The 20,736-nt window shown below is 59.0% G+C and carries 22 protein-coding genes and 4 tRNA genes; 15 read left to right on the top strand and 11 right to left on the bottom strand.

What is annotated here, in order from left to right:
• Nucleotides 1-50 precede the first annotated feature (50 nt).
• On the bottom strand, nt 51-653 hold the full coding sequence (locus HZA03_11475) for a class I SAM-dependent methyltransferase (GenBank protein ID MBI5638576.1): 603 nt from the start codon (nt 651-653) through the stop codon (nt 51-53).
• Complete coding sequence (locus tag HZA03_11470; GenBank protein ID MBI5638575.1) at nt 653-1,231, bottom strand: hypothetical protein; 579 nt, start codon at nt 1,229-1,231, stop codon at nt 653-655. The genes HZA03_11475 and HZA03_11470 overlap by 1 nt, the downstream gene beginning before the upstream one ends.
• 101 nt (nt 1,232-1,332) lie before the next feature.
• On the opposite strand from HZA03_11470, the gene HZA03_11465 reads away from it, so the two are divergent.
• On the top strand, nt 1,333-1,680 hold the full coding sequence (locus HZA03_11465) for a helix-turn-helix transcriptional regulator (GenBank protein MBI5638574.1): 348 nt from the start codon (nt 1,333-1,335) through the stop codon (nt 1,678-1,680).
• A 262-nt stretch (nt 1,681-1,942) separates the two neighbouring features.
• Here the strand turns inward: HZA03_11465 and gspG are convergent, their stop codons facing one another.
• Complete coding sequence (gspG, locus tag HZA03_11460; GenBank protein MBI5638573.1) at nt 1,943-2,365, bottom strand: type II secretion system major pseudopilin GspG; 423 nt, start codon at nt 2,363-2,365, stop codon at nt 1,943-1,945.
• 191 nt (nt 2,366-2,556) lie between these two features.
• Here gspG and HZA03_11455 point away from each other — a divergent pair, with 191 nt between their 5' ends.
• The 3 genes from HZA03_11455 (at nt 2,557) to HZA03_11445 (ending at nt 5,001) form a co-directional block, all read left to right on the top strand.
• Nucleotides 2,557-4,392, top strand: a complete 1,836-nt coding sequence (locus HZA03_11455; protein MBI5638572.1) for a methyl-accepting chemotaxis protein — start codon at nt 2,557-2,559, stop codon at nt 4,390-4,392.
• On the top strand, nt 4,393-4,803 hold the full coding sequence (locus tag HZA03_11450) for a bacteriohemerythrin (protein ID MBI5638571.1): 411 nt from the start codon (nt 4,393-4,395) through the stop codon (nt 4,801-4,803).
• A gap of 109 nt (nt 4,804-4,912) precedes the next feature.
• Nucleotides 4,913-5,001, top strand: a tRNA-Leu gene (locus HZA03_11445).
• A gap of 22 nt (nt 5,002-5,023) precedes the next feature.
• Here HZA03_11445 and HZA03_11440 read toward each other — a convergent pair.
• Together HZA03_11440 and HZA03_11435 are read right to left on the bottom strand one after the other, a co-directional pair.
• Nucleotides 5,024-6,067 carry a phosphoribosylformylglycinamidine cyclo-ligase gene (locus HZA03_11440; protein ID MBI5638570.1) on the bottom strand — a complete coding sequence of 348 codons (1,044 nt, stop codon included), beginning with the start codon at nt 6,065-6,067 and terminating at the stop codon, nt 5,024-5,026.
• Nucleotides 6,064-6,735: a protein-L-isoaspartate(D-aspartate) O-methyltransferase gene (locus HZA03_11435; GenBank protein ID MBI5638569.1), complete on the bottom strand. Its 672-nt coding sequence runs from the start codon at nt 6,733-6,735 to the stop codon at nt 6,064-6,066. Before HZA03_11435 ends, HZA03_11440 begins: the two co-directional genes overlap by 4 nt.
• A 223-nt stretch (nt 6,736-6,958) precedes the next feature.
• Between HZA03_11435 and HZA03_11430 the strand changes: the two genes are divergently transcribed.
• Nucleotides 6,959-7,864, top strand: coding sequence for a hypothetical protein (locus HZA03_11430; protein MBI5638568.1), 906 nt, complete (start codon nt 6,959-6,961; stop codon nt 7,862-7,864).
• A gap of 1 nt (nt 7,865) precedes the next feature.
• Nucleotides 7,866-9,728 (top strand): LTA synthase family protein, encoded by a 1,863-nt coding sequence (locus tag HZA03_11425; GenBank protein MBI5638567.1) that lies wholly within the window; start codon nt 7,866-7,868, stop codon nt 9,726-9,728.
• Between the two features lie 179 nt (nt 9,729-9,907).
• Here HZA03_11425 and HZA03_11420 read toward each other — a convergent pair whose 3' ends face one another.
• A complete protein-coding gene (locus HZA03_11420; GenBank protein ID MBI5638566.1) occupies nt 9,908-10,576 on the bottom strand; it encodes a hypothetical protein in 669 nt (222 codons plus the stop codon).
• A 40-nt stretch (nt 10,577-10,616) separates the two neighbouring features.
• On the bottom strand, nt 10,617-11,426 hold the full coding sequence (locus tag HZA03_11415) for an enoyl-ACP reductase (GenBank protein ID MBI5638565.1): 810 nt from the start codon (nt 11,424-11,426) through the stop codon (nt 10,617-10,619).
• Between the two features lie 88 nt (nt 11,427-11,514).
• Between HZA03_11415 and HZA03_11410 the strand changes: the two genes are divergently transcribed.
• Both HZA03_11410 and HZA03_11405 read left to right on the top strand, forming a co-directional pair.
• On the top strand, nt 11,515-12,516 hold the full coding sequence (locus HZA03_11410) for a zinc-dependent alcohol dehydrogenase family protein (protein MBI5638564.1): 1,002 nt from the start codon (nt 11,515-11,517) through the stop codon (nt 12,514-12,516).
• 14 nt (nt 12,517-12,530) lie between these two features.
• On the top strand, nt 12,531-12,836 hold the full coding sequence (locus HZA03_11405; GenBank protein MBI5638563.1) for a hypothetical protein: 306 nt from the start codon (nt 12,531-12,533) through the stop codon (nt 12,834-12,836).
• Here the strand turns inward: HZA03_11405 and HZA03_11400 are convergent, their stop codons facing one another.
• Nucleotides 12,837-14,468, bottom strand: coding sequence for a PPC domain-containing protein (locus HZA03_11400; protein MBI5638562.1), 1,632 nt, complete (start codon nt 14,466-14,468; stop codon nt 12,837-12,839).
• A gap of 220 nt (nt 14,469-14,688) precedes the next feature.
• Between HZA03_11400 and HZA03_11395 the strand changes: the two genes are divergently transcribed.
• The 3 genes from HZA03_11395 to HZA03_11385 all read left to right on the top strand — a co-directional run bounded on the left by HZA03_11395 (nt 14,689) and on the right by HZA03_11385 (nt 15,041).
• A tRNA-Arg gene (locus tag HZA03_11395) sits at nt 14,689-14,766 on the top strand.
• Nucleotides 14,767-14,776: 10 nt separating this feature from the next.
• Nucleotides 14,777-14,866: transfer RNA gene (locus tag HZA03_11390), tRNA-Ser, on the top strand.
• A gap of 85 nt (nt 14,867-14,951) precedes the next feature.
• Nucleotides 14,952-15,041, top strand: a tRNA-Ser gene (locus HZA03_11385).
• 112 nt (nt 15,042-15,153) lie between these two features.
• On the opposite strand, the gene HZA03_11380 is transcribed toward HZA03_11385, so the two are convergent.
• The 3 genes from HZA03_11380 to HZA03_11370 form a co-directional block, all read right to left on the bottom strand.
• Nucleotides 15,154-15,717, bottom strand: coding sequence for a YkgJ family cysteine cluster protein (locus HZA03_11380; GenBank protein ID MBI5638561.1), 564 nt, complete (start codon nt 15,715-15,717; stop codon nt 15,154-15,156).
• A gap of 153 nt (nt 15,718-15,870) precedes the next feature.
• Entirely contained in the window at nt 15,871-16,890 is a 1,020-nt protein-coding gene (queA, locus tag HZA03_11375; protein MBI5638560.1) for a tRNA preQ1(34) S-adenosylmethionine ribosyltransferase-isomerase QueA, read from the bottom strand.
• A gap of 3 nt (nt 16,891-16,893) precedes the next feature.
• Nucleotides 16,894-18,138 (bottom strand): SpoIID/LytB domain-containing protein, encoded by a 1,245-nt coding sequence (locus tag HZA03_11370; protein ID MBI5638559.1) that lies wholly within the window; start codon nt 18,136-18,138, stop codon nt 16,894-16,896.
• A 188-nt stretch (nt 18,139-18,326) separates the two neighbouring features.
• Between HZA03_11370 and HZA03_11365 the strand changes: the two genes are divergently transcribed.
• The 4 genes from HZA03_11365 (at nt 18,327) to HZA03_11350 (ending at nt 20,617) form a co-directional block, all read left to right on the top strand.
• Nucleotides 18,327-18,536 (top strand): hypothetical protein, encoded by a 210-nt coding sequence (locus tag HZA03_11365; protein MBI5638558.1) that lies wholly within the window; start codon nt 18,327-18,329, stop codon nt 18,534-18,536.
• Nucleotides 18,537-18,738: 202 nt separating this feature from the next.
• Nucleotides 18,739-19,881 (top strand): hypothetical protein, encoded by a 1,143-nt coding sequence (locus HZA03_11360; protein MBI5638557.1) that lies wholly within the window; start codon nt 18,739-18,741, stop codon nt 19,879-19,881.
• Between the two features lie 133 nt (nt 19,882-20,014).
• A complete protein-coding gene (locus HZA03_11355) occupies nt 20,015-20,296 on the top strand; it encodes a type II toxin-antitoxin system RelE/ParE family toxin (protein ID MBI5638556.1) in 282 nt (93 codons plus the stop codon).
• An 18-nt stretch (nt 20,297-20,314) separates the two neighbouring features.
• Nucleotides 20,315-20,617, top strand: a complete 303-nt coding sequence (locus HZA03_11350; GenBank protein ID MBI5638555.1) for a HigA family addiction module antidote protein — start codon at nt 20,315-20,317, stop codon at nt 20,615-20,617.
• Nucleotides 20,618-20,736: the final 119 nt, after the last annotated feature.

Raw genomic sequence — 20,736 nt, 5'->3', positions numbered from 1 at the left:
GATTTATCGCCTAGCCCCCCATTCAGTTGTAATGCTGAATCGCTCCCCGCCTATACCTCCTTTCGGAACACCCACACATGCAGCATCCCGCCCAGAGGTTTCTGTTCCTCCACAAGCTTCCGGTCTTTTGCCCATCTGAGGACTTCGTCTTCCACCGTTGCGCCTGAGCGGGCAATACCCCAAAGACAGAGGCCAAATGAAAACCGACCTTGCCTGATCGAATATTTGATGACATTCGGCAAATTCATTAAGCTGCCGGTTTCAATGATTAGAAGGTATCCCCCCGGCTTTAACATCCCCCACACCCTGTTCAACGCCGCCACCCTGTCGGGCAGAACGAAAAGAAGTGAAGAGATGGAGATGACATCCGGTTTTTCACCATGCGCTGCGGCAAGCGTATCGAGATCCTGATTGAAAAAGTGCACCTTGGGATAAAGCTTTTGGGCCATGATTACCGATGCCGGATTCATGTCGAACCCCACTGCGGCAAATCCCCTCTCCGATGCGATGCCGGGAATAAGCCCCGGCCCGCAGCCGATGTCGTGCCATAGACCGCGGCTGGGAACCGCGCTCACCGCTTCCGCGTGAACATCGGCGTAAAACCGCTGGCGTTGCAGCCAGCGGAAGAATGCCGCTCCCAGCCAATTCCGCATTAGAACGTATATCCCACATGAAAGGTCGCAAACCCCAACGCCGGTTGAACATCGTAACATTGGGCGCCGACACAGTTGTCCCCCCTGACCTTTGACTGGTAGCCAACCCCCGCCCACGGTTTCAAGTAGAAATGTTCGGAACCGGCAATATGCCATCGATAGCCAATGGAAAGCATGGCAAGAAAAATTGCAAATGATGAGCTTGCTCCTCCGTTCTCAATCCGATACTCCTGCGAACCCAATTGGAGCCCGGCGTACGGGGTATCCTTTTCCTCCGTCAGGTCATATTCGACGAACAGGGAGGCGCCCCCGTTTATCCTGGCGGACCACCCTTTGTCACTATTGTTACTGTTCATGCCGATAAAAATATCCGGCAACTTCAACGAATAGGTTCCGGCCCCAATGGATAACCTACTGATACCTTCAGGCCGATAGAAAGCATGAAGGGCATATCCGCTTAGCGGAAATGTCACGGGATCGGTCTCTATCGAAATCCCGGACGCCACGGCGGCATTCGGCGGAATCGCCGGGAAAAGCAAAAGGGCAAGCATCAAGACGACCTTGAAAAATTTCAACATAATCCGTTCCTTCTTTTAAGTTAATTGACCCATTTATAACGTCCTGATATAGAATGTAAAGTAGTGGCGAAAAGGTAACTAATGGTCATGAAAGGTATTAGATGGCGATTTTAAAGGAAAAATCACGGCAAAATAAATATGATGCCGCGTGCGCTTCCGATTGCCCGGTGCGCCGATCCCTGGAAATTCTGGATGGAAAATGGACCATGCTGGTTCTAAGGGATCTTATGGGCGGCCCCAAGCGTTTCGGAGTCCTGCGCCGCTCCCTTAATCATATAAATCCCAAAACGCTCACTGACCGGCTGCGGCATCTGGAAAAGCACAAGATCGTTTCAAAAAAGATATTTCCGGAGATCCCCCCCCGCGTTGAATATAAATTGACCGAAAAGGGAATGCATTTAAAGCAGGTTATCGTTGCGCTGAAAAAATGGGGGATGGAACACCTGTAGACGGTTGGTGACTGTTCATCAACCAAGGTGATTCAGCGGGGATACGGGGTTAACCGGAGCATATGGCGGAGGCCATCCAGTACCGCGCGCTCGAACGGGGATTGTAGCTCGCCTGACGGGAAAAGAATTTCTTTAGGTAGGTACGGACTTTAGTCTGTACATTGGCGCGAAGCGGCAACAAGTCGGCCCAACGGGCCGATGAGGGAAGCTTCGATACTATTTCTGGATCCCCGCCTTCGCGGGGATGACGGGGAAAGGGCGGTTACCCGCCGGATTTGCCGAGCGATTTCCAACTGACGATGTCTTCGTTGATCCCTTCGCCCCCCGGCGCGTTGTCGGCGCCGTTGCTGACGATGTCGTACTCGCGGCCGTTATCACCGGGGGCTTTGTAATGATAGCTGTTCCCCCACGGATCGGCGGGGAGGTCTTTTTTCAGGTACGGCTTGATGGCGGCCAGCCCCTCTTCGGTGGAGGGATATTTGTGGTGTTCCAGCCGGTAGAGATCGAGCGCCTCCTCAAACATGCCGATCTGCACCGCCGCGTCTTTTTGTTTGGCGGTGTCGGCATGCTTGAACAGGCGGGGACCCACCAGTCCGGCCAAAAGGCCGAGGATCACCATCACGATCAGCAGCTCAACCAGCGAGAAGCCGCCGCTGGCGGTAACGGTTCCGCGTTTCATATCCATCCGGGGAATTATACCTTATCCGCTCCCTGTTAATTAAATCCGGTATTGGCATCCGCCGCAAAAACACGTTATTATTGTTCGGGGAGAAGCCGTACGTGGGGAGTGCGCCGAAAACTTCGTTCGCGGCAACCTGACACGGCACGTTGCATTTTAACCGATTGTTATACCCTTAGACTGAGGAGACCGGGTTTATGAAAAGCCTCCAGGCAAAGATGACCGCGATGCTCACGCTCATGCTCTTCGTTTCGCTCGTCCTCGCCCTGTTCCTCATCGACCAGGCCCGCGGCGAACGCGGGATGGCGAAGCGTTATGACATCATGCAACGCGCCGCGGGACACCTGAACGCCGCCGCCGGCTGGCAGGCGATAGAGCGCGGGGTGGGCGCGACCATTTTGGGGAGCGACAAACCCGCCGACGCGTTGTTAACCAGATACGCCGAGTTGGGGAGCAAGGGGGACGCCGATGCCGATGAGGCCAATAGAGAGATTGAACTCCTTTTAAAATTGGAAAAGGATGCCGACGTGGCAAGCAAGCTTTCCGCCTGGCAGTCCACCTTAAAGGATTTGCGGGATGGCCGTCCGCGCGTGAAATCAAAGGGGATGGCGGTACCCGACTGGGTGAAGGCCGCCACCAAAAACATTGACGCCGAATTTGCGTTGCGCAACACCATCTTCTCGCCGCGCGACCAACGCGAGCAGGTGCTGTATTACAACTCGGTGGTGCGGGCCAACGCCGCCACGCTGTGCGAATATGCGGGGCGCGAGCGGGCGGCCCTCGGCTCACGCATAGCCGCCGGCGAGCCGATTCCCGCCGCGCAGGTGGAAACGCTGAAGGCGTGGCGCTCCATCGTGGATAACGCCGCGGCGCAGGTGCTGGCCCTGAAAACGCTTTCCTCCACACCGCCCAAACTTGTGGCCACCATCGACGCTTTTGAAAAGGAATTTTTAGGCTCCTACCAGCAACTGCGTGAACAGGTGTACACCGCCAACGCCGAGAGCAAGCCATACCCGGTAAACGGCGGCGAATGGATAACGCGCGCCACCAAGGCGATAGACACCGGCCTCGCCATATCCAACACCATCGGTGAACTGGCGGCCGAAGCCGCCACCGAGATCGGCGCGAAAGCCCGCAATACCATGATTCTGAACACCGGCCTGCTCGCCTTTGCCGTGGCGGTGTTTTTATTCGTCCTGTTCTTCGTGCGGCGCAAGGTGATCCAGCCCATCAATGTGGTTATTCATGGGTTGATCGAAGGCTCCGGCCAGATCGCCAGCGCTTCCGCCGAAATTTCCAACGCCAGCCAGGCGCTGGCCAGCGGCGCCACCCAGCAGGCATCATCTCTGGAAGAGACCGCCGCTTCGTTGCAGCATATATCCGAAACAAGCACCTCCAACAGCCAAAACGCCACGCAGGCGGCAAGCGCCATGAAAAATTCCGAACAAACTGTCATGGAAGGGGCGGCCGCCATGAAGGAGATGGAGTCGTCCATGGCATCCATCAAAAAATCGTCGGGCGAAATATCCAAGATCATCAAGGTCATCGAGGAGATCGCCTTCCAGACCAACCTGCTGGCGCTCAACGCCGCCGTGGAAGCGGCCCGCGCCGGCGAACACGGCAAAGGCTTCGCGGTGGTGGCCGAGGAAGTGCGCAATCTGGCGCAGCGTTCCGCCACCGCCGCCAAGGATACCGCCGCGCTCATAGAAAACGCCGTGCGGCAGGCGGGCAATGGCGAGGGAATAGTGAAAAAACTCGCCGAGAACTTTGAAAAAATATCCGAATCGACGAAAAAAGTGGGAAGCGGTGTTGCCCAGATCGCCATTGCCAGCACCGAGCAGTCGAACGGCGTGCAACAGGTCAATCAGGCGGTCTCCCAGATGGACAAGGTAACGCAGCAGAACGCCGCCACCGCCGAGGAATCGGCCGCCGCGGCGGAAGAGCTGAACGCGCAGGCGGAAACCCTGTATGACCATGTGAACGATCTCACCCGCCTCATTACGGGCGAAGACCTCAAACGCGAAGGGCATTAAATAACGGCGGACGGAGAGGCCTACATAAGTTGGAAAGAGGACTATGAAATAGGCATTTCGGAAGTTGACCGGCAGCATATGCGGCTGGTGGAACTGATAAACGAATTGCACGCCTCGATGGAAACCGGCACCGCGGCCGAAACCGAAAAGGTGCTGCAGGGACTCGTCGACTATACCATCACCCATTTCGCCGACGAAGAGCGTCTGCAGGAGCGGCATGGCTACCCGGGGCTGGATGGGCACCGGAAGCTTCACGCCGAGTTGGTGGCGGAAGTGCTCGGCTACAGTAAGCGTTTTCAGACCAAGGAACCGGGCCTTGAAGCGAACCTGATGTGGTTCCTGAAAGACTGGCTGCTGAACCACATCAAACTGCAAGACGCGAAAATCGCCAAACATATTTTGGCTAAATAGCGCGGGGACAGGTTTGCCGCAGGGGCGGGTTTTAAACCCGCCCGTACAACAGCCGCCCTTTTTTTTTACTTAAAGCTTCCCCGCCGTGTACAATTCTGACTGTTCCCTTGCCGGGATGGCGAAATTGGTAGACGCAAGGGACTTAAAATCCCTCGGGTGGAAACGCCTGTGCCGGTTCGATTCCGGCTCCCGGCACCATTTTCGGCTAAAGTGCGATGCCTTACACCACGTCGACGCCGCGCGGGCCGTCGGCGACAAGCCCGATGCTGTAGGCCGCGTGGCCGTTGGCATTAAAAAAATCCAGCGCCGTCTTTTCGTCCGCTTTGTCCACCGCCAGCACCAGACCGATACCCATGTTGAAGGCGCGCTCCATTTCCTCCTGCGCCACGCCCGCGGTCTTTTGGATGAAACCGAACACCGGCAGCACCGGCCATGTGCCGCGCTTAACGGTCAGCCGCTTGCCTTCCGGCACCACGCGGACGATGTTGTCCTTGAAGCCGCCGCCGGTGATGTGGGCGATGGCATGCACTTTCGTTTTTTTCAAAAAGGCCAATACGGCGTTGGCGTAATTCACATGCGGCGCGAGGAGGATGTCCTTCACGCTCCGGTCGAATCCTTTCGGCGCGTCGTGTACGCCCAGTTTCGCCATGTCGAAGAAGACCTTGCGCGCCAGCGTGTAGCCGTTGGTGTGCAGCCCGTTGCTGGCGAGGCCGATGAGAACCTGTCCGGCGGCCAGTGTGCGGCCGTTTACGATTTCATCCCGCTCCACCACCCCGGTGATGATGCCGGCCACGTCGTACTCTTTTGCCTGATACATGCCGGGAAGTTCGGCGGTCTCGCCCCCCAGGATAACCACGCCCGCATCGCGGCAGGCGGCGGCCATGCCGCGCAATATCTCTTCCATCTGCGCGGGGAGCAGCCGGTTCATCGCCACGTAGTCGAGGAACGTCAGCGGCTTCGCCCCCTGGCAGAGCACGTCGTTGCAGCCGTGATTCACGATATCCATGCCGATGGTGCTGTGGTCTTCCGCCATGCTGGCCACCATCAGCTTGGTGCCGACGCCGTCGATGCTTTGCACCAGCACCGGCTTTTTGTACTCTCTCACGATGTCGGTAAGATCGAACATCCCCCCGAAAGCGCCAAGCCCCCAGAGGACGTTTTTGTTCACCGTCGATTCGACATGGCGCTTGATAAGGCGCAATGATTCCGTGCCGGCGTCGATATCGACCCCCGCGTCCTTGTAGGTGATTTTTTCGTTGCTCATTCGATATCCCCGTTTTCCCGCCAGCCGTACTGCCCCACCAGTTTCACGAACGTGCAGGGGGTGCTGGCCGTTTCCTCAAAACCGCGCGGCGTCCGGGTGACCCGTTTCAGCATCTGGCCCATTTCGCCGCCAATCGGGATGATAATCCGCCCCCCGGCGGCAAGTTGTTCCAGCAGCGGTTTCGGCACTTCCGGCCCACCCGCCGCCACCAAAATGGCATCGTAGGGGGCAAAGTCTTTCCACCCCAGCGTGCCGTCCCCCACTTTGAGGGCGACGTTGTGTATGCCCAGCCCTTCCAGCGTTTTCCGCGCCTTGAAAAGGAGCGGGCCGATACGTTCTATCGAGTATACCTGCGCCGCCAGCAAACTCAAAACGGCCGTCTGATAGCCGCAGCCGGTGCCTATCTCCAACACCTTTTCGGTTCCTTTCAACTCCAGCAATTCGGTCATCACCGCGACCATATATGGCTGGCTGATGGTCTGCTTCTCGCCGATGGGCAAGGGATAATCTTCGTACGCTTTAAAGCTGAGCGCTTCGTCCACGAACGCATGGCGCGGCACCTGCCGCATCGCGCCGAGAACCCGCTCGTCGCGGATGCCGCGGCGCACCAACTGCTGCTCCACCATCTCAAGGCGCGGCTTGGTGTAAATGTCGCTTGGATTCAGCATCATATTCAGCGGTACTTTACACGCACACCGCCGCCAAATCCATCATTTTTCCCCTTTAAAGGGGATTTACACTTCACTTCGTTCGTGTGAAAAACGCGGAACACCGCTTCGCGCTGTCCGGTTTTTTCCGGCGCGGATTAATAAATCCATGCGCCTCCCTTCCCCGCCGCCGCGCGCAATAAATTGCTGCCGAAACCCCCGAAACCGCGCTAAAGTCTAAAGCGTGAAAAAACGGATCGGCGTTTTCGTCAACCCCACATCGGGACACGGCAAAGGGGCGCGGATTCTGCGGATGCTGGCGGACGCGCGGGCGCACGACCCGCTGCTGAAAAACCGCGTGACGGCGATATGCGCCACCCCCGCCACCGCCGACGGCATACCCGCCGTCATCGAGGCGCTCAAAACGTGCGATGTCGCGCTGGTCTGCGGCGGCGACGGCACGGTGCATCAGATGGCCGACTTGATCGTGCGGCACGCGCCGGAAACGGCGTTGGCGGTTTTTCCGCTCGGCACCGGCAACGATTTCGCGCGGCAACTGGGGCCGCGCCCGAAAAGCGTGATAGCCCACCTGCAAAAAATAGCCGCCGCGCCGTCGTTCGGCGCAATCGACGTCTGGACGCTCAACGGCGAGCTGCTGTTCACCAATTACGTCAGTTTCGGCTTCGACGGCTGGATACTCTCGCTCTACCAAACGGCGCTCAAGCATCTGGAGCAAACCGGTTTTTTCGGCTTCGCCTTGGCCAAGAAAATGCTGTTCGTGCTGGTGGGGGGATGGGCGCTCCTGTTCCACGGCAAACGGGCGCCGATGACGGATGGCGCGCCGCTGTCGGTGATCGTCTGCAATATCGCGTGGTATGCGGGAGGCGCGCGTTTCGGCACCGGGGGAAAACCGGACGACGGCAGGATTGAACTGATGAAGCTCCCCGGCAAGGGGGCGTTCCTGCGGCTGACGCTAAGCCGCTTCATCCCCGGCATCGCCCCCGCCGCCGCAACGCTCGACGCTCCGCTCACGTTCACGTTCACCGAAGCGGTGCCGCTGCAAGCGGATGGCGAGGATTATTCGGCCCGTTTCGCCGCCATCCGCGCATTCACCATCACCCGCGCCGGCGCCATAAAGGTCTGCGCCTGACATGAGCCGCCTGAAAAAAACCCTGCTGCTGGCCGCGATGGCGCTGGCGGTCTTTTCGGTTGCGCGGATCGGCCTCCTGCTGGCCTACCGCCCCTACTTCGCGGAACTTACCCCGCTGCAAATTCTCCACGGCTTCGCCGAGGGCATCCGGTTCGACCTCTCCATCTCCCTCACCTTTCTTGCCCTTCCGTTCGTAATGATGAACCTGCCGGGGGCGTTTTTTCGCGGCGCGAAATGGACAAAAGCGTGGGGATGGGCGGCGTATGCCATCCTGCTGGGCGGAGCGCTGCTGCTGGCGGGGGATACCGCCTACTTCGGCGAAGTGCGCCGCCACACCGCCACCGAACTGCTGCTGCTGCGCAACGACATCCACTACATCTTCGATATGGCCTTCACCGTCTACCTGCCGCAGTTGCTTGTCTTCGCCCTCTTCGCGGCGGCGACCGCCCTGCTCTGGAAAAAGATACTGCACCGCCCCGAAAAGGCCCCCAAAAACGCGCCGCTTAATTTCCTGCTGTTGACCATCGTCCTCTTCCTCGGCATACGCGGCAGCGTATCGGACAAGCCGCTCGGCATCATCGACGCCTTCTCGCGCGGCAACACGGCGCTGGGAAACCTCATGCTCAACGGCGCGTTCACCGCCTACCATTCCATCCGCCACGCCGGCCGCGCCAACCTGAACCTCATGCCGCCGCAAGAGGCGAAAGTGGCGCTCAACCTGCCCGATGGCGAATACCCCATGCAAAAACGCTTTGCCGCCGCGCCGACCGGCCATAACATCGTCTTCGTCCTGATGGAAAGCTGGGGGGTGAAATACATCGACAGCTTCGGGCACAACAATTACCAGGTGACGCCGAACTTCGACCGGCTGGCTTCCGGCGGGATGAAATTCACCAACTTTTACGCCGCGGGCCAGCGGAGCATCACCGGCATACAGGCCACCATCACCGGCGTCCCTCCGGTGAACGGCATCCCGGCGCTCGGCTTCGGGCTGGAGGTATCCGCCATTTCCAAATTGGGCGAGATCGCCCGCCGCCACGATTACGAAACCGTTTTCCTGCAGGCATCCCGCCGCCGCTCGTTCATGGTGGACGCCATCGCCGGCGCCGCCGGGTTCGCGGAATATTACGGCATGGAGGATTACCCCCGGCTTTTGGACTACCCCGACTACACCGCCAGCAAATTCGGCTGGGACTATGAAACGCTGATGTTTTTAAAAGCGCGGCTCGACAAGGCGAAAAAACCGTTCATCGCGTACCTCTTCACCGGCACCACGCACACCCCCTACCCCCCCCTCGGGAAACGGTGGGATTTAAAGGCCCCCGCCGCCGAAAGCGAAGAGGGGTTTTTGAACACCCTCCGCTATTCCGACTGGAGCATCGGGGAATTCATGGCCGCGGCTGAAAAAGAGCCGTGGTTCGCCAAAACCGTTTTCATCTTCACCGCAGACCACGCGCAGGTGCATTACGGAAACGGAAGCGGCGGGTACCGGGAAAAATTCAACACGCCGCTCGTCATTTACGCGCCGGGAATTTTCAGGGAGCCGGGGGTGATCGGCACCGTCGGCAGCCAACTCGATATCCTGCCGACCATCATCGACCTCCTCGGCTTCGGCGATTCTTTTTCCGCGATGGGGGATTCGCTCTTCCGCAAAACGGAGCAGCGCGCATTTTGCAGCGAGGGGGATGTGGTCGGCATCATCACCGACAAAGGCTTCCTCACCCATTCGCTGCGCAACCGGCTGGAAACCGGCTACTCCGAAAGAACCGCCCCGCCAGGCTATTTCGACAGATTGGAAAAGGAACTGCTGGCCGAAAACCAGATAACTTTCGACCTCCTCAAATCAAACCGCTGGGCGCGGTAACGCGGAAGTTTGTCCTCGTCACCTAAAAAAGCTCTTTCCCAATGCTTCTCCCTGTCATCCCGGGCTTGACCCGGGACCCAGAAATAATATCAAAGCTCTCTTCATCAGCCCTAGCGGGCCGATGGGGGAAGCTTTGAAAATATGTCTGGGTTCCCGCTTTCGCGGGAATGACAAGGGAATTAGCGGTTGAGCTGGTCGACGGCGAAAAAGATGCCGGTTGCTTTTTTCGGGTCGATGCCGGATTCGTGGCGCTTCCCCTTGGCCACGGCGGAGCGGAAGCCGACGATGTCGGGCTCCGCCTCGTCCAGCCAGATCAGATCCCCTTCCATCAATCCCCCGGCCAACGCGCTTTTCAGGCCGCGCGCGCGGCAGTCGGCGGTAAATCCGGCCAGCGTCTCCGGCCCGCAATAGTGCCCCAGCCGTTTGCCGCTTTTGTCGTAGGTATCGATAAGGCAGCCCCACACCCCGGCGCTTTGCGCGGCGGCGGGATATTTTTTGAGCGCGGCGTCATCCATCAGGTCGGCGTAGAAACCCGCGACAATGCGGGTATACGGCGCGCGCGCGTCAAGCGAGCGGCGGATGGCCGACAAAAACCACGGCGCCTGCTCCGCCGAAACGTCCTTCAGCCCCACCTTCACGATATCGGCCCCCGCCAGCGCGGCGTCCACCGCGCGTTGCGCGTAGAATTCCGGTTCATACGCGGCGTCGCCGATGGCGGCGGAAAGGGTGACGGCGTCCCCCGCGGCGGCGCGCACCGCCTCTATCGAGGCCAGCATCGGCATGCCGAGCGAGCCGCCATGCGGGTCTTTCAGATCGAGAAAATCGGGCATCCGGGGAAGCTCTTTCACCTCCCCGGCGTTGATGACACTGATGAGCGTTTTGATGTGGCTACTCCGCCTTGGCCGCTTCTTCGGCGGGAACGCTGGCCATGATGTTGTAGCCGCAATCCACATACATGATCTCGCCGGTGACGCCGGACGCGAGCGGCGAGCAGAGATACAGCGCCGCCTTCCCCACCTCTTCCTGCGAAACGTTGCGGTGGAGCGGCGCGGTTTTTTCGTGGTGCTTGAGCATGCTGCGGAAATCGCCGATGCCGCTGGCGGCCAGCGTTTTGATCGGCCCGGCCGATATGGCGTTCACGCGTATCCCCTTGGGGCCGAGGTCGTTGGCGAGGTAGCGCACGGACGCTTCCAGCGCCGCCTTCGCCACCCCCATCACGTTGTACCTCTTCACCACCTTCTCCGCGCCGTAATAGGAAAGGGTCAAAACGCTCGCTTCGCCCCCTTCCATCAGCGGCAGCGCCGCGCGGGTAATGGCCACCAGCGAGAAAACCGAGATGTCCATCGCCATGGCGAACCCTTTGCGGCTGGTGGTGTAAAAATGATCCTTTAAGTCCTCGCGGTCGGCGAAAGCGACGGCGTGGATGAGAATGTCGAGGCGGCCGACTTTTTCCTTAAAGGCCGCCATGACCTTTTCGATCTGCTCATCGCTCGTAACGTCGCACGGCTCGACGAACGTGGCGCCGACCGACTCCGCCAGCGGGCGGACGCGCTTTTCCAGTATCTCACCCGCGTAGGTGAAGGCAAGGTTCGCCCCGGCGCGGTGCAGCTCTTCCGCGATACCCCAGGCGATGCTGCGGTCGTTTGCCACGCCAAAGATGAGCGCGTTTTTTCCCTGAAGCGATAACGGGTAGGTCATGGCGTCTCCTTATCTTTAACCAAGCGCAAAAGTAACGTAATAAGCGGGAAAGGTCAACCCTCGCCGCCGCCCGGTGTAGAATGGCGGCATGAAAGCATGGGTATTGCGCAAGCCGGGACCGCTGGAGGGGAACCCGCTCAAGCTTGAGCGGCTGAAGCTGCCGGTGCCGCTGCCGGGGGAAGTTTTGATCGAAGTGACCGCCTGCGGCGTGTGCCGCACCGACCTTCACACGGTGGAGGGGGAGATCGCCGCGCCGGTGCTGCCTATCGGTCCCGGCCACCAGGTGGTGGGGCGCGTGGTGGAGGCCGGAACCGGCACCAAGACGTTCAAAGTGGGCGACCGTGTGGGAGTGGCGTGGCTTTTCGCCACCTGCGGCGAATGCGCGTATTGCCGCCGTGGCAATGAAAACCTTTGCGCCCATGCGCGCTTTACCGGACTGCACCGCAACGGCGGCTATGCCGAATACATGGTGGCGCGCATTGAATACGTTTATAAAATCCCCAAGTCGTTCGACGACGCCCACGCCGCCCCGCTGCTCTGCGCCGGCATCATCGGCTACCGCGCGTTGAAAGCCAGCGGCGTGAAGGCCGGACAACGGCTGGGGCTGTTCGGCTTTGGCGCGTCGGCCCACATCACGCTGCAAGTCGCGGCGCACCAAGGGGCGGAGGTCTATGTTTTTTCCCGCTCCGCGGAACACCGGCGGCATGCGCTGGCGCTCGGCGCAACGTGGGCCGGCACGGCGGAAGAGACCGCCCCCGCGCCCCTGGACGGGGCGATCTCCTTCACTCCCGCCGGAGCGATTATTCCCGCCGCGATGGAAAAATTGGATAAAGGGGGAACGCTCGCCCTCGCGGGGATTTACGTGGACGATATCCCGGCGATGGATTACGAAAAACACCTTTTCCATGAGAAGAAAATATGCTCCGTCACCGCTTTCACGCGCGAAGACGCCGCCGGGCTGCTGCGCGCCGCATCGCGCGTGCCGGTGAAGACCGACGTAGAAATTTTCCCGTTCAAGGACGCGCCGCTGGCCCTCAAAAAGCTCAAGGAGGGCAAAATAAACGGGGCCGCGGTTCTAGGTATGGCATAGTTGAGGAACACATCATGAAAATCATACTTGGATTCCTGCGCACGGCCGGCATTATGCTTGCCGCGCTGGCCGCGGCGGGATTTTATATGCACTACTCGCTGCTGGCCGCAACGCAATATACGCCGCTGTTCCAGGCGCTGGTGCTCGGGACATCCGTACTCTGCCTTATCGCCGGGCTGACGCTTATTTTCCTGATGCGGCTGGTGCTGGTGGCTGTGCCGATGCTGCTGATGCTCATCGTCAGCCGGATGGGAGGAATGGGCGGCGCGGGGGGCGGTTTCACCTGGCGCGGCGGCGATTTCGGCGGCCCTTTTAACTGATCACTGAACGGTGAACGTGTAGTAGCCGTATTTCACTATCTGCGGCGGCCAGGGGGAACCGGTGCTATACGCGATGTCTGTGCCATTGATAAGGGGACGGTACGGCTCCAGCTTCAGGTAAACCGTCTTTGTGGCGGTGGCCGTGTATGCAATCCGCGAGGCGCGGGAACTGGCGCTTTCATCGTCGTTCTGGTCCAATTGCGTTGTGCCGTTCGTATCATAGAGCGTCATCAACGTGTCGGCCCCGTCCCCCAACGCGCTGGTGAAGAACGTGTACGCCGTGCCATTGGTGACGGCGACGCTGAACCAATCGGCATCTCCCGCGCCGAAGAAGGTGTGCGCCTCGCCGGCGGCGCCGGAGACGATTGCCCGCGCGGCGGCGGAACTGTTGTCCGGTTCATAGGCATCGGCGAGATACTTGATGCCGCGCGCCGCCAGCAGCGGGTCGAGTTGACCGGCGGGATGCCCCGCCGCGGCGGCCCAATGGTCGTAAAACCCCTCGAAGGTGACGTATGTATCGGCCTTGAGTCCTCCCGTAACATCGGTCCATATATCGGCAAACCCAAGCCCCAGCTTTGGCGCGGCTCCGGCGCTGTAGATAGTCCAAAGCACGTTCGCCACCGCCACCTCGTTGTCGGCTCCGGTGGTAAGGGAGGCAAAGGACGGGGTATCGATTTCAAACGTGAACCCGAGCGTGACGCTGCCGGTGCCGCTGCCGCCATTGGTATCCACATACACATGGGGATTCGGCTCTCCCAACTCCGCCTTCACCAGGCTTGAAAAGAAGTTGGCCCATCCTTCACTCCATGTAAGCCGGATATCGTAGTGTCCCGTCAGACCGTGCGCGCCGCCGCCGGAAGAGTCTTTCGAGAAGACGGCGGCGGCGTAGTGTCCCATCTCGTGAAGAATCACGCTGTCGTCATACGCATCGGAATCGGAGGCGCTGCCGAGAATATCCAACCGATGCGCTCCGCCGGAAAGGGAATAGTAGGTGCCGGTGGTTTTGCCGGTGTGCCAATAGGCGGTCAGGGATGGCAGCGTTGCGGCGGGAGCGTATTTCAGCAACACCGACTGGGCCTTGACGAGGTTATCGTAAATGTTGAATGCGGAACCGGCCCCCGTCATCCCGGCGGAAAGGGTCACATTCCAGGTATCCCCGCCCGCCGCCGCGATATCCGCCGAACGGACGGCGTAAGTGGAACTGTCGAGCTCATCCTTCACCACGGCGGCATACACCGCCCCGCTTTGGGCGAGCGCCCGGACGTAATAGGTGCCCGCGGCGGGAAGCGTGAGGCTGTAGGCGCCGGCGGCATCGGTCGTGGCGGCGGCGGCCACGGCGGAGCCGCTCACCAGCTCGACGGCGGCATTGCGCACCGGCAGACAGGCAACGCCCGTGAAGCCGGTGGCATCGTAGGTGCGGTCTTCGTAATAAACGGTGCCGGAAAGGATGGTGGTCCCGCCGCCCGACGACGTGCGGGACGGCGCGGTATAACAGGAACCGGTGGGGGACAAGCCGCCACCGCCATTGCCTCCCCCTCCGCCAGGGAGCGAACTGGAAGTTTGGCCGCAGGCGCACAGGAACATCGCCGCGAGAACCGCCCATCCCTTGCGCGGCATCATCGGTTCATCCATCCGTCAGCGGGATAAACAGCCGCTTTTCCGCGCACCCCGAAGCGCGCCAAAAGGCGGGTATCCCCCAGGCAGGGGAGATTGCTAAAATGCGGTCAGCCGCCGCGCGGTGCTCCATATCTGCATGGTAATACGAAAGGGGCTTTTTGATGCGCGGATTTATTTGCCCTTTAGGGCGGTTTTATGTATCATTACCGCTTCCGGAAATGCAGCCGGTCATTATGCGCCCGTAGTTCAGCCCGGATAGAACGTCAGATTGCGGTTCTGAAAGTCAGAGGTTCAAATCCTCTCGGGCGCACCATTTTTATAGTGGAGAGGTGGCCGAGCGGTTGAAGGCGACGGTCTCGAAAACCGTTGTACGGGAAACCGTACCGGGAGTTCAAATCTCCCCCTCTCCGCCAAAAAAACCGGACAGTCCTGTTTCATAAAGATAAATGCGCCCACAAGGCCGCGCGGCATCACCAGCCGCCGACCAAAGCCTATAACGGAGAGGTGACCGAGCGGTTGAAGGTGCACGCCTGGAAAGCGTGTGTACGGGAAACCGTACCGGGGGTTCGAATCCCCCCCTCTCCGCCATAACTAAAAACCACTCCCAACGGGAGAGGTTTTTAGTTATGGGTGGGAAAGCGGAGATTCAAAAAAGCGGACAACCCGCGTCATTTGCGCGCTACGTCAGATGGCGCGGATATTATACGATGACCGGCTTTTCCAATGCCCGTCCCACAACCTTGAACGGGATGTTTTTCATGCCCGGCACCGGGACGGTGGCATAATCCTCGGTCTCGCTTCCCAGCGCGGCAAGCGCCGTTTTCATCTGCTTGGCGAGGATCGCCATGTCGCGCGCCGTCAGTTCGCAGTGATTGTAGCTATAAATAACCCAAGTCAGCTCCCCTTCCACCATTTTCAAGTCCAGCGGAAAAAGGCGGCAGTCGATCGGCCGGTGATCGTGGATGGTGCAGCGCCCCTCATTCAGGAAATGGCACCCCTCGCGGGAGGTGGTTTTTAAAAAGCGCACCTCGTTGCCGGTGTGGGGATTCACGACGATTTCAGAGTAGACATCCGGGTGCAGCCCCGTGAATTTCCCGATCTGCGCCACGTCGAACGACGTCAGGAACGGAGGCTCGATGGTGCCGCCATGCTTTATGTTCCCGCAGCACTTTGCGCCGGAGCAATCGCGGCACGCGTCCAGCGCGCCATTGTCGTTGAACGGTTGAACGAGAGCGGTCTTTTGGCCGTCAGGCTCGGCGAACATATCGATGGTTTCCCCTTAAATGGTTGATGGGTTGAGAAAAAAGAATAGCGCCCGCATCGGGAAATGTCAGGCTTGATATCGTGGATATCATCTTAATGTTGAATGCTACGACAAATAAGAATAAATGCAATAAAAAAATTTGTTCCGCCATGTCTAGATAATCAGCATCGCGTCGCCGTAGGAGTAAAAGCGGTAGCGCTCTTGCACCGCGGCGGCGTAGGCGGCCAAAATCCGTTCGCGTCCCGCGAAGGCGGCGGCCAGCACCAGCAGCGACGATTTCGGCAGATGGAAGTTCGTGATGAGCGCGTCCACCACGCGGAACTCGAAGCCGGGCGATATGTAAAGCCCCGTCGGGCCGCTGAATTCGCCGCCGTGCCGCGCCGCCGCCTCCAGCGAACGGGTGACGGTGGTGCCGACCGCCACCACGCGCCCGCCGCGCCGCTTTGCATCCAGCAGGCGGTCAAACAGCGGGCGCGGCACGTCGGCGTATTCGGGGTCGATGGCGTGGCGGGTAATGTCTTCTTCGGTAATGGGCTTGAACGTGCCGGGTCCCACATGTAAAGTGATTTTTTCCCGCAAAACCTTCTTTTCCGCCAACCGCGCCAAAAGCTCCGGCGTGAAATGGAGTCCGGCGGTGGGGGCGGCGCAGGAGCCGTCCTTCGCCGCAAAAACGGTTTGATACCGTTCGCGGTCGAGCGGTTCCTCTTCCCGCTCCATATACGGCGGCAGCGGAATGGCGCCGTGAACGCGGAGCCATTCCTTGACCGCCTCCTCCGGCAACGCGAACCGGAAAACGCCCATCTCCCCTTCGCGCCGCAGAAATTCCCCGCTCAGCCCATTGCCAAAATCAATCCGCATTCCGGGTTTGAGTTTTTTGAGGCCGCGCACCATGGCGACGACTTCGCCCGCGTCGAACCGGACAACCAGCATCTCGATTTCCGCTCCGGCGGGAATTGTGCCGAAAACGCGGGCGGGGATCACGCGGGTCTCGTTCAGCACGAGGGTATCGCCGCCATTGAGCAGTTCCGGCAGATCGGCGAAGGTGTGATGCGAGATTGCGCCGGTGGCGCGGTCGAGCCGCATGAGGCGCGACCGGTCGCGTTTATCGGCGGGGTATCGGGCGATGAGTTCCGGCGGCAGCGGAAAATCGTAATCGGCCAGCCGCGTGCTGATGGCTCACTCCGGCACGGAAGCGAGAACATTGACGGCGACGGTTGCGCCGGGATAGTACTTGCCCAAAATATCGCCGAAGCGGCGTCCGGCGTCCGCCATCCCCTTGGCTCCCCACTGGCAGAGACCCACGCCATGACCGTAACCGATTCCCTTGAATGTGACCATGGTGCCCTGTTTTTGGATGGTGAACCGGGTGCTTTTCAGGCGGGCCGGGCCGAGCGCCAGGCGGAAAGCGACGGCGTCCACCATCGTCACGTTGCGTCCGTTGTGCAGGGCAAGCGTTTTCACGCGCCCGGTCTTCGTGCGGCTTTGCGTGGCAAGCGATGCGATTTTGCCGCGGTGAAGCCCGGCGCGGGCGAGGGCCGCCTCGATCTCGTTCATCCGCACGCCGATCTGCCATGTGTAATAGGGGGATTTTTTGCCGTATTCGCACGGCACCGATTTGAGATACGGCACACTCACCTTTTGGAAGACTTCGACTCCATCCTCGGTGCGGTCGCCGCAGTTGGCGTGGAAGAAGGTGCGGGCCACCTGATTCTTGTACATCAGGATCATCCCGGCGGTGCCGCTGACCGCTTTGTCGGTGCGGGGGTCTTCGTTGGCCACGCCGCCGTATACCTGATCCATCACGGTGGTTTCCAGATCGAAGTAGTTTTCGTTCATTTCCTGCCGCCGGAAAAGCGCGTAGGTGCGGGCGGCAACCGCCTGCGCTTTCAGGGCTTCCACCGGCCACGATTTCGGCATCTCGGCCGCCACCACGCTGCGAAGGTAATCCTCCAGCATGACGTGGTTCACCACGTCGAAGGTTCCCTTGCCGTTATCCCACAAAACAATGTAGCCGCGATAACGCTTGCCGTTGATGCCGATAATGCCGTCCGGCGATTCCACCCGGATGGAGCGGATGGGGAAAACGAGCGTGTTGATGCGGATGCCGTGCGGGCTGCGCTGGACGGTAATAGTTTGGAGATCGCCGGTGTTGAGGCGCGCGCCGCTCTCGGCGGAAGTGATGAGCAGGTTCCCCTCGCCGGCGAGAGTGGCGGACGAGGCGGCGCGGATGAGCGCCACCCGCATTTCGAGACTGAGGAGACTTTCCAGGCGCGGCGGGGCGACGGCTTTCTCCGGCTCGTCAAGGATGTTGCCTTCCGGCGCCATCTCAAAGGGGAACGGCGCTTCCTCCTCCGCCCGCACGGCGGCGGGCGCGGCGCAAATCAACAATGCCGCCACAAGCGGCCATGTGAAATTCTTCATATATGTTGAGACTCCAGGTTGCCGCAAAGATTATCTCATACTTCGCCACGGGGCAAATAAATCCGGGGGGATTTTTGCTTTGTCATGCCGGGTCAAGCCCGGCATGACAATCCCTCAGCAAGTTTGGGCTTTTCAACCGCATCGCGCGGGATTATGATTTTCACACGGACGCATCCGTAGGGGGAGATATGACCGAGACCAAAAAGACCATCGTTTCCATGCAAACCGAAGAGCGCGTCTTCGCGCCGCACAAGCACCAGAGCGAACACACATTCATCGGTTCGCTGGACATGCTTATCGCCGCCCGCGCCTTGAGTTTGGGCAGTACGCTCGTCACCAACAACACAAAAGAATTCGCGCGCGTTCCCGGCCCGCACTTAAAAGACGGGACGCGCTGACAACCACCGCGCTTTAGTGGATGCGCGGGGCTTGAAAATCGGCGGCCATGCCGTATCTGGGTAAATAATTTGACTATTTTTACCGGGGCGCGTATTGTTTTTCTCATGGGGGGAAGGTGCTAAACGGAGATCATTTTGAAAATATCGCATAATGCAAAACTTGATTTCAACCGTGTCCCCGATTTCATGGAATTCGTGATTCTTGAAAAAAAGTAACAACACCGCCGGCCCGCTGACGAAGGCCGTTTTCAGCATTTTGTTTCCAAGTCTTCTCCTTCCATTTTTTATTGGCGAATCGGAAGCGCAACCCATAAAAGTAAGAGGATACATGGTTGACCGTTTTATGGAGACCGAGGTGGATTCGCGGGAGGCCGCCGAGCTGTTTTCATTGTTAAATGACAGCTCGTTTCAGGCTGGATACCGTGCGGGCGCTCTACGCGGGGATGGCGGCTTTAGTGAAGAGGGTCTGGAAAGACTTGCGGTTTCCTTCTCCGTGGATTATGCCACATTAATATTCATCAACGGGGTACTATCGTCTTCCGCGAACCGCCTGGCGAACCAAGAGTTCTTGGCGATACTCGATCGGATAAGGAGAGGGGGCCATTCTCCGTCCGGAAAAAATCAGGAATACAAAATTCTTTTTGTGCCCGGATTCCATTATAAAAGCGACAGGCAAACGGGAGCCGATTTCTCAAAGCCTATGAAAAAACTCGCGGAGTCGGGATTTGACGTTGAACTGATAGAAACCCTTGAAGATGGCGGAGTCGCCGCCAACGCGCAAATTATTGTTTCTAGCATTAGACGGCACCTTGGAAAACAAAAGAAGATCATTCTAGTAAGCACCAGTAAAGGAAGCACCGATGCGTCTGTCGCTCTCGGAGGAGGATTCATTTCAGAATCCGATGTGTCAATAGTTAAGGCATGGGTAAGCGTTGGCGGCATTTTGAGAGGCACTTATCTGGCGGATAATGCGCTCCTGTGGCCCAAGTGGTGGCTTGCGAAGTTTGTCCTCTGGATACAGGGAATTGATTCGTCCGTCGTTCCCGAGTTGGCCGTGGGAACCGCTTCCCCGCGCTTCGCGAAGTTACGCTTCCCCGCCGGCCTTCTCAAAGTGCAATATGTGGCCGTTCCACTTTCGGGACAAGTATCGGATGATGTAAGAGCCAGGTACCAAGAACTCAGTCCTCGCGGTCCAAATGACGGCCTAACGCTGTTAGCGCATGAAATAATCCCGGATTCCCTTATCATCCTCGAACCCGGCTTGGACCATTACTACCGGGATCCGGAGATTGAATTGAAGACGCTGGCCCTTACCGAAATGGTGATGGGGAAGGAATTAGAGTAGGGGAATGAGGGTCTTGACCCGGCACCCGGAAATATTTTCAAAGTTCTTTTCCCATTCTTTCGCGCTCTCGGCTTCTTGCTATTTTGAGCCGCATAATATATACGGGTACCGTTACATGTGCCAATATACGATTGTGATACGGAATTTCAAGGACAAGGACGCAAAGGCAATCTTTGAGCGAAGAAGGGTTAAAAAATTCCCGGATTCCCTGGCCCAACGGGCTTTTGAAAAACTTATCATGCTGGATGCCGCCGAGCGGATAGACGATCTGCGGCTTCCGCCCGGCAATAGGCTTGAGGCCTTGGGCGGCAACAGAAGGGGACAATGGGGTATCCGGATCAACGGCCAGCGGCGGATATGTTTCCGCCGGGAAAACGGGAACGACGCTGATGTGGAGATATGCGATTACCACTGATGATGGAGGCGGTAAAAAATGTCGAAAAATAAACTCAAGCCGGTGCATCCCGGCACGCTGTTGCTTAAGGAATTTTTAGAGCCGCTGGGGATCAGCCAGCGTGCGCTGGCGGGAGGCATCGCGGTGCCGCCGCGCCGCGTCAACGAGATCGTTCTGGGCAAGCGCGGCATCAGCGCCGACACAGCCCTGCGCTTGGGGCGTTATTTTGGCATGTCCGCCGGGTTTTGGCTCAATCTTCAAAAACGCTTTGAAATGGATACCGCCATCGACCGCGCCGGAGACCTCATAGAACGCCAGGTAAAAGCGCGGAGCGCGGCGTAGGTTTTTCCCCAAAAGAATAAAGCCTGGATGCCCGGGGCATGACAATCAATCGTTAGCCGGAGGTTGAGGGGAAGTTTGGGCTTTTCATACCAACCGCGCGGGATTATGATTTTCGGCAG

The sequence above is a fragment of the Nitrospinota bacterium genome, from assembly GCA_016217735.1.
Lineage (GTDB): Bacteria > Nitrospinota_A > UBA7883 > JACRGQ01 > JACRGQ01 > JACRGQ01.
The sequence above is the reverse complement of the archived record's forward strand: the minus strand, read 5'-3'. Positions and strand labels throughout refer to the sequence as shown.